This is a genomic window from Proteus genomosp. 4 str. ATCC 51469 (assembly GCF_003144375.1).
Taxonomy (GTDB): Bacteria; Pseudomonadota; Gammaproteobacteria; order Enterobacterales; family Enterobacteriaceae; genus Proteus.
In genome coordinates this window covers 21623-29866 of sequence record NZ_PENV01000028.1, presented here as the reverse complement: position 1 = coordinate 29866, position 8244 = coordinate 21623, and the positions used below count along the sequence as shown (strand labels likewise).

The window sequence follows — 8244 nt, the reverse complement described above, 5'->3', positions numbered from 1 at the left end:
CATCAACATGATCGTTGAACTGATTCACCCAATCGCGATGGACGACGGTTTACGTTTCGCTATCCGTGAAGGTGGCCGTACAGTAGGTGCGGGCGTTGTTGCTAAAGTATTAGGTTAATTACTCGCGTAATTCTCCTAGAGAAGGGCATCAATTGATGCCCTTTTTATGCGTTGTTTGAAAAAGAACCTATCTCATCACTAGTTTGATGGAAATTATTGGTGAGATAGGCTCTGATACAACGAATCGAGTCCAGTATCTTGCAGATACGAATGTCATAGAGATATGACACTGTGTCAGATGCAATCATAGTTGATTTTATGGTTAGTCTGATTTGTTTTGCTCTTGCGAGGCAAGCTGGCTATTTATTTACATCATATGACAGGTTAATTTATGAGTGCGAATAGCGGAGCTCAAGATAGCAAACGCGGTGGTGATATCGCTAAGTGGATCATTACCGTTTTATTGCTGGCAGTAGCAGTGGGTGGCAACTATCTTTACCGTGAATTTAACCTAGCGTTACGAGCTTTAGCTGTTGTTGCTTTGTTCGTAGCAGCGGGTGGGATCGCGTTGTGGACAACACAAGGTAAAGCAACATTAGCATTTGCTCGCGAAGCGCGCATTGAAATGCGTAAAGTAGTATGGCCAACACGTCAAGAAACATTGCAAACAACCCTGATTGTTGCTGCAGTGACGGCTATTGTGTCATTAGTTCTTTGGGGACTGGATGGCATTCTGGTTCGTTTTGTTTCATTTATTACTGGCCTGTGAGGTGTTCATGACTGATTCTCCAAAAAAACGCTGGTATGTCATTCAGGCATTTTCGGGCTTTGAAGGCCGTGTTGCACAGTCTCTGCGTGAACATATCAAATTAAACGAAATGGAAGACTCATTCGGCGAAGTTATGGTTCCAACCGAAGAAGTGGTTGAGATCCGTAGCGGTCAACGTCGCAAAAGTGAGCGTAAATTTTTCCCAGGCTATGTTCTTGTCCAAATGGTCATGAATGATGCAACTTGGCACTTAGTACGTAATGTACCTCGTGTTATGGGATTCATTGGCGGAACGTCTGACAGACCTGCACCAATTAGCGATAAAGAAGTTGATGCGATTATGAATCGCTTACAACAAGTTGGTGATAAACCACGTCCTAAAACACTGTTTGAACCAGGTGAAATGGTTCGTGTTAGCGATGGTCCATTCGCTGACTTTAACGGTGTTGTTGAAGAAGTTGATTACGAAAAAAGCCGCTTAAAAGTCTCTGTATCAATCTTCGGTCGTGCAACACCAGTTGAGTTAGACTTTAGTCAGGTTGAAAAAGGTTAAACCTTTTTACGTTGCTTTCTTGCAAAAGGTGGAAAAGTTATCTACAATTTTCCACCTTTCGTTTTGAGTTGTTTTGCCATAAGGCAGAACAAAGTAAAATCGGGGAGCCCTAGCCGGGCGATATACCCAAATTGAGGAATTAATTAATGGCTAAGAAAGTCCAAGCCTATATCAAACTGCAAGTTTCTGCAGGTATGGCTAATCCAAGTCCACCAGTTGGTCCAGCTCTGGGTCAACAAGGTGTTAACATCATGGAATTCTGTAAAGCATTCAACGCTAAAACTGAAAGCGTAGAAAAAGGCTTACCAATTCCTGTTGTTATTACAGTTTACGCTGACCGTTCTTTCACTTTCGTTACCAAAACTCCTCCAGCAGCAGTTCTGCTGAAGAAAGCTGCGGGCGTGAAATCAGGTTCTGGTAAACCGAACAAAGAGAAAGTAGGTAAAATTACTTCTGCTCAAGTTCGTGAAATCGCAGAAACTAAAGCTGCGGACCTGACTGGTGCTGACGTTGAAGCTATGATGCGTTCAATCGAAGGTACTGCTCGTTCCATGGGCCTGGTAGTGGAGGATTAATCTGATGGCTAAACTAACCAAGCGCATGCGCAATATCCGTGAAAAAGTTGAAGTAACTAAACAGTACGAAATCACTGAAGCTGTTGCTTTACTGAAAGAACTGGCTACTGCTAAATTCGTTGAAAGCGTTGACGTTGCTGTTAACCTTGGCATCGATGCACGTAAATCAGATCAAAACGTTCGTGGTGCAACTGTACTTCCACACGGTACTGGCCGTTCAGTTCGCGTTGCTGTATTCGCACAAGGTGCAAATGCAGAAGCTGCTAAAGAAGCAGGCGCTGAATTAGTCGGTATGGACGACTTAGCTGCTAAAGTTAAAGCTGGCGAAATGGACTTTGACGTTGTTATCGCATCTCCAGATGCAATGCGCGTTGTAGGTCAATTAGGTCAAATCCTTGGCCCACGTGGCTTAATGCCAAACCCGAAAGTGGGTACTGTAACTCCTAACGTTGCTGAAGCAGTTAAAAATGCTAAAGCTGGTCAGGTTCGTTACCGTAACGACAAAAATGGTATTATCCATACCACTATCGGTAAAGTTGATTTCAACGAAGAACAGTTGAAAGAAAACTTAGAAGCTCTGCTGGTTGCGCTGAAAAAAGCAAAACCATCTGCAGCGAAAGGCGTTTATATCAAGAAAGTAAGCCTGTCTACCACTATGGGTGCAGGTGTTGCTATTGATCAAGCTAGCTTGAGCGCGACAGTTTAATCTTAGATTAGACTAAAGTCATAAAAGACTTTACCTTGGCGTCAAATTTGTATAGAATTTGACGCCTTGAGTTTAGCTATGTGGTATTTTGTTTAAGTCTGCATAACTAAATTCTCTGAATTTCGGTTGGAGTCTGGCCTATCCAGACCCCGTCCAAGACCGCAGGTGTAAGTAATTACTTAATTTTCCTGCGTAGACGGTGAGAGAGCCAATAAAGAATTATATATTCTGGATTCTACTCACCGTGTTTTAGCGCTTATACCATTGTGGTCATAAGTGATGTGAGTCCCGAGTTTTTACTCGGTTAATCCAGGAGCAAGAAGCTAATGGCACTAAATCTTCAAGACAAACAAGCGATTGTTGCTGAAGTCAGCGAAGTTGCCAAAGGTGCGCTTTCTGCAGTTGTTGCGGATTCCCGTGGCGTTACTGTAGCTAAAATGACCGAACTGCGTAAAGCATGTCGTGAAGCTGGCGTTACTGTACGTGTAGTACGTAACACACTTCTGCGTCGTGCTGTTGAAGGTACTTCTTATGAAGTACTGAAAGATGCATTTGTTGGTCCAACCTTGATTGCATTTTCTGCTGAACATCCGGGCGCTGCAGCTCGTCTGTTCAAAGAATTCGCGAAAGCGAACCCAGCATTCGAGATTAAAGCGGCTGCCTTTGAAGGTGAGTTTATCCCAGGTTCGAACATCGATCGTCTGGCTACACTCCCAACTTACGATGAAGCAATCGCACGCCTGATGGCAACCATGAAAGAAGCCTCTGCAGGCAAATTGGTTCGCACTCTGGCTGCTCTGCGCGATCAGAAAGAAGCTGCTTAATAGCCAATTTCTTCGTTGCTTTATTTACGTATAAACTTTTTCTGAATTTTAGGAACACTTGTTATGTCTATTTCTAAAGACGATATCTTAAACGCAGTTGCTGAAATGTCTGTAATGGACGTTGTTGAACTGATCTCTATGATGGAAGAAAAATTCGGTGTATCTGCTGCTGCAGCTGTTGCTGTTGCTGCGGGTCCAGCAGAAGCTGCTGAAGAGAAAACTGAATTTGACGTTATCCTGAAAGCTATCGGCGGTAACAAAGTAGCAGTAATCAAAGCAGTACGTGGCGCTACCGGTCTTGGCCTGAAAGAAGCTAAAGACTTAGTAGAATCTGCACCAGCAGCTCTGAAAGAAGGCGTAAGCAAAGATGATGCTGAAGCTCTGAAGAAAGCTCTGGAAGAAGCAGGCGCTGAGGTTGAAGTTAAATAATTTAACTTCCCAGAGTGCAGCCTAACGGCTGATGGCTGGTGATTTTTTGGTCACCAGCCTTTTTGCGCTGTAAGGTAAGAGTCACTTTTTCACACTTTTTTGGTGTCTCATTACTTCAATATTTTTTGCTATTGACGACTTAATATACTGTGTTAATCACTACGATCCACGTTCTCGAAAGCTCGGTAGTGAGCTCGACACAATGAAATGATTTAAGAGTAATAGCAATGAATATTCGGAAAATAGTTGTTTTCCTACCTACAAAAAAATAGTGTTATCAGAATGTCGAGCCATCCTTAAAAAGTTAAGGACAGGCAGAGTGGGTCACTTTTCAGCGAGCTGAGGAACCCTATGGTTTACTCCTATACCGAGAAAAAACGTATTCGTAAGGATTTTGGTAAACGTCCACAAGTTCTGGATGTTCCCTATCTCCTTTCTATCCAACTTGACTCGTTCCAGAAGTTCATCGAGCAAGATCCTGATGGTCAAAACGGTCTGGAAGCAGCTTTCCGTTCCGTATTTCCTATCCAAAGCTACAGTGGTAATGCTGAATTACAATATGTCAGCTACCGCTTAGGCGAGCCTGTTTTTGATGTTAAAGAATGTCAGATCCGCGGTGTAACTTACTCAGCACCTCTGCGTGTAAAACTGCGTCTAGTCATTTATGAACGTGAAGCCCCAGAAGGCACCGTTAAAGACATCAAAGAACAAGAAGTCTATATGGGTGAAATCCCATTAATGACCGATAATGGTACTTTTGTTATCAATGGTACTGAGCGTGTTATCGTTTCCCAGTTACACCGTAGCCCTGGTGTGTTCTTTGATAGTGACAAAGGTAAAACACACTCTTCAGGTAAGGTACTGTATAACGCACGTATTATCCCTTATCGTGGCTCATGGTTAGACTTTGAATTCGACCCTAAAGATAACCTTTTTGTCCGTATTGACCGTCGCCGTAAATTACCTGCGACTATCATTTTACGCGCAATGAACTACAGCACTGAAGAAATCTTAGGTTTATTCTTCGAAAAAACATTGTTTGAAATCAGCAACAACAAGCTGATGATGACATTAGTGCCTGAACGTCTGCGTGGTGAAACTGCTTCATTTGATATTGAAGCAAACGGCAAAGTGTATGTCGAAAAAGGCCGTCGTATTACCGCTCGCCATATTCGTCAATTAGAAAAAGAGCAAGTTGACCGCATTGAAGTACCTGTTGAATACATTGCAGGTAAAGTGGTTGCTCGTGACTATATTGATGAAGCGACAGGTGAACTGATTTGTGCTGCTAACATGGAAATCTCTTTAGATGTGTTAGCTCGCTTAAGTCAAGCTGGTCATAAAACAATTGAAACTCTGTTTACCAATGACTTAGATCATGGTGCTTATATTTCAGAAACTGTTCGCGTCGATCCTACAAACGATCGCTTAAGCGCGTTAGTTGAAATCTATCGCATGATGCGTCCTGGTGAGCCACCTACACGCGAAGCTGCAGAAAACTTATTTGAGAACTTATTCTTCTCTGAAGATCGTTATGATCTTTCTGCTGTAGGTCGTATGAAGTTCAACCGTTCGTTAAGCCGTGACGAAGTTGAAGGTTCTGGCATCCTGAGCCAAGAAGATATCATTGAAGTAATGAAAAAACTGATTGATATCCGTAATGGTAAAGGTGAAGTGGATGATATCGACCACTTAGGTAACCGTCGTATTCGTTCTGTTGGCGAAATGGCTGAAAACCAATTCCGTGTTGGTCTGGTGCGTGTTGAACGTGCAGTTAAAGAGCGTCTGTCTTTAGGCGATCTTGATGCATTAATGCCACAAGATATGATCAACGCAAAACCGATTTCTGCTGCTGTCAAAGAGTTCTTTGGCTCTAGCCAGTTATCACAGTTTATGGATCAGAATAACCCGCTATCAGAAATTACGCACAAACGTCGTATTTCTGCATTAGGCCCAGGTGGTTTGACCCGTGAACGTGCAGGCTTCGAAGTTCGAGACGTACACCCAACTCACTACGGTCGTGTGTGTCCAATCGAAACGCCTGAAGGTCCAAACATCGGTCTTATCAACTCATTATCTGTTTATGCACAGACTAACGAGTACGGTTTCCTTGAAACGCCTTACCGTGTTGTTGAAAACAACGCTGTAACAGATGAAATTCACTATCTGTCTGCAATCGAAGAAGGTAACTTCATCATTGCTCAGGCTAACTCCGTATTAGACGATGACAATCACTTCGTTGAAGAATTAGTTACTTGCCGTCATAAAGGTGAGTCAAGCTTATTTAGTCGTGACCAAGTTCAGTACATGGACGTTTCAACCCAACAGGTTGTTTCTGTCGGTGCTTCACTGATCCCATTCCTTGAACACGATGACGCCAACCGTGCATTGATGGGTGCGAACATGCAACGTCAGGCTGTTCCTACACTTCGTGGTGATAAACCACTAGTAGGTACAGGTATGGAACGTGCTGTAGCGGTTGACTCCGGTGTTACTGCGGTTGCTAAACGTGGCGGTGTTGTTCAGTATGTTGATGCTTCTCGTATCGTTATCAAAGTTAACGAAGAAGAAACTTACGCTGGTGAAGCGGGCATCGATATCTACAGCTTGACTAAATACACCCGTTCTAACCAGAACACATGTATTAACCAAACGCCTTGCGTATCTTTAGGTGAACCTGTTGATCGCGGTGACGTGTTAGCTGATGGTCCTTCAACAGACCTTGGTGAGTTAGCATTAGGTCAAAACATGCGCGTGGCATTTATGCCATGGAATGGTTATAACTACGAGGACTCCATCCTTGTATCTGAGCGTGTTGTTCAAGAAGACCGTTTCACTACTATCCACATTCAAGAACTCGCTTGTGTCTCTCGTGATACTAAGTTAGGGCCTGAAGAGATCACTGCTGATATCCCGAACGTTGGTGAAGCAGCGTTATCTAAACTGGATGAATCAGGTATCGTTTATATCGGTGCTGAAGTGAAAGGTGGTGACATTCTGGTTGGTAAAGTAACACCTAAAGGTGAAACTCAACTGACTCCAGAAGAGAAACTGCTACGTGCTATCTTCGGTGAGAAAGCGTCTGATGTTAAAGATTCTTCTCTGCGTGTTCCTAATGGTGTGTCTGGTACAGTTATCGATGTACAAGTCTTCACCCGTGATGGCGTAGAAAAAGATAAACGTGCATTAGAAATCGAAGAATCACAGTTACGTGAAGTTAAGAAAGACTTAACTGAAGAACTGCGTATCTTTGAAGCTGGTTTATTCGCTCGTATCCGTGGTGTTCTGATTGCTGGCGGTATTGAAGCTGAGAAATTAGATAAATTACCTCGTGAACGTTGGTTAGAACTGGGTATTGCGGATGAAGAGAAGCAAAACCAGTTAGAACAATTAGCTGAACAGTATGATGAACTGAAAGCTGAGTTCGCGAAGAAACTGGAAGCCAAACGTCGTAAAATCACTCAAGGCGATGATTTAGCACCAGGCGTGCTGAAAATCGTTAAGGTTTACCTGGCAGTTAAACGTCAGATCCAACCTGGTGATAAGATGGCGGGTCGTCATGGTAACAAGGGTGTTATCTCTAAGATTAACCCAATTGAAGACATGCCATACGATGAAAACGGTAATCCAGTAGACCTCGTACTGAACCCACTAGGTGTACCATCACGTATGAACATCGGTCAGATCCTTGAAACTCACTTGGGTATGGCTGCTAAAGGTATCGGTGATAAGATCAACGCGATGCTGAAACAGCAACAAGAAGTTGCTAAATTACGTGAATTTATCCAGAAAGCTTACGATCTGGGTATGGCACCTCGTCAGAAAGTTGATCTGGACACCTTCAGCGATGAAGAAGTGTTACGTCTGGCTGAAAACCTGAAAAAAGGTATGCCAACCGCAACACCTGTGTTCGATGGTGCAGAAGAAATGGAAATTAAAGAGATGCTGAAATTAGCTGATCTTCCAACTTCTGGTCAGATTACACTTTTCGATGGTCGTACAGGTGAACAATTTGAGCGTCCAGTAACTGTTGGTTACATGTACATGCTGAAACTGAACCACTTAGTTGATGATAAGATGCACGCCCGTTCTACCGGTTCGTACAGCTTAGTTACTCAGCAACCTCTTGGTGGTAAAGCTCAGTTTGGTGGACAGCGTTTCGGGGAGATGGAAGTGTGGGCACTGGAAGCATACGGTGCAGCTTATACTCTTCAAGAAATGCTTACTGTTAAGTCGGATGACGTTAACGGTCGTACCAAAATGTACAAAAACATCGTTGATGGTAACCATCAGATGGAACCAGGTATGCCAGAGTCGTTCAACGTATTGTTGAAAGAGATCCGTTCACTGGGTATCAACATCGAATTGGAAGACGAATAACGGATTCC

8 protein-coding genes are annotated in these 8244 nt (G+C 43.3%); all 8 read left to right on the top strand.

Translation table 11 applies throughout. The annotated features are described in order from the left end of the window. Positions 1-118, top strand: a 118-nt coding sequence (locus DK866_RS18965; RefSeq protein WP_170110801.1) for a hypothetical protein, incomplete at its 5' end; no start/stop codon positions are given. Between the two features lie 273 nt (positions 119-391). Then, positions 392-769 (top strand): preprotein translocase subunit SecE, encoded by a 378-nt coding sequence (gene secE / locus DK866_RS18960; protein ID WP_023583091.1) that lies wholly within the window; start codon positions 392-394, stop codon positions 767-769. Between the two features lie 7 nt (positions 770-776). Further along, positions 777-1322: a transcription termination/antitermination protein NusG gene (gene nusG / locus DK866_RS18955; RefSeq protein ID WP_004246900.1), complete on the top strand. Its 546-nt coding sequence runs from the start codon at positions 777-779 to the stop codon at positions 1320-1322. Positions 1323-1468: 146 nt separating this feature from the next. Next, a complete protein-coding gene (gene rplK / locus DK866_RS18950) occupies positions 1469-1897 on the top strand; it encodes a 50S ribosomal protein L11 (RefSeq protein WP_088494387.1) in 429 nt (142 codons plus the stop codon). A gap of 4 nt (positions 1898-1901) precedes the next feature. Next, complete coding sequence (gene rplA / locus DK866_RS18945; protein ID WP_109410157.1) at positions 1902-2603, top strand: 50S ribosomal protein L1; 702 nt, start codon at positions 1902-1904, stop codon at positions 2601-2603. Positions 2604-2929: 326 nt separating this feature from the next. Continuing rightward, on the top strand, positions 2930-3427 hold the full coding sequence (gene rplJ, locus DK866_RS18940; protein WP_088494388.1) for a 50S ribosomal protein L10: 498 nt from the start codon (positions 2930-2932) through the stop codon (positions 3425-3427). A gap of 63 nt (positions 3428-3490) precedes the next feature. Next, positions 3491-3856, top strand: a complete 366-nt coding sequence (gene rplL / locus DK866_RS18935) for a 50S ribosomal protein L7/L12 (RefSeq protein ID WP_023583093.1) — start codon at positions 3491-3493, stop codon at positions 3854-3856. A 351-nt stretch (positions 3857-4207) separates the two neighbouring features. Continuing rightward, on the top strand, positions 4208-8236 hold the full coding sequence (gene rpoB, locus DK866_RS18930; RefSeq protein ID WP_072071066.1) for a DNA-directed RNA polymerase subunit beta: 4029 nt from the start codon (positions 4208-4210) through the stop codon (positions 8234-8236). Positions 8237-8244 lie beyond the last annotated feature (8 nt).

Coding starts and splice junctions, on each gene's coding strand:
- rplA (WP_109410157.1), top strand. CDS start 1,902: ATGGCTAAACTAACCAAGCGCATGCGCAATATCCGTGAAAAAGTTGAA.
- rplJ (WP_088494388.1), top strand. CDS start 2,930: ATGGCACTAAATCTTCAAGACAAACAAGCGATTGTTGCTGAAGTCAGC.
- rplK (WP_088494387.1), top strand. CDS start 1,469: ATGGCTAAGAAAGTCCAAGCCTATATCAAACTGCAAGTTTCTGCAGGT.
- nusG (WP_004246900.1), top strand. CDS start 777: ATGACTGATTCTCCAAAAAAACGCTGGTATGTCATTCAGGCATTTTCG.
- secE (WP_023583091.1), top strand. CDS start 392: ATGAGTGCGAATAGCGGAGCTCAAGATAGCAAACGCGGTGGTGATATC.
- rplL (WP_023583093.1), top strand. CDS start 3,491: ATGTCTATTTCTAAAGACGATATCTTAAACGCAGTTGCTGAAATGTCT.
- rpoB (WP_072071066.1), top strand. CDS start 4,208: ATGGTTTACTCCTATACCGAGAAAAAACGTATTCGTAAGGATTTTGGT.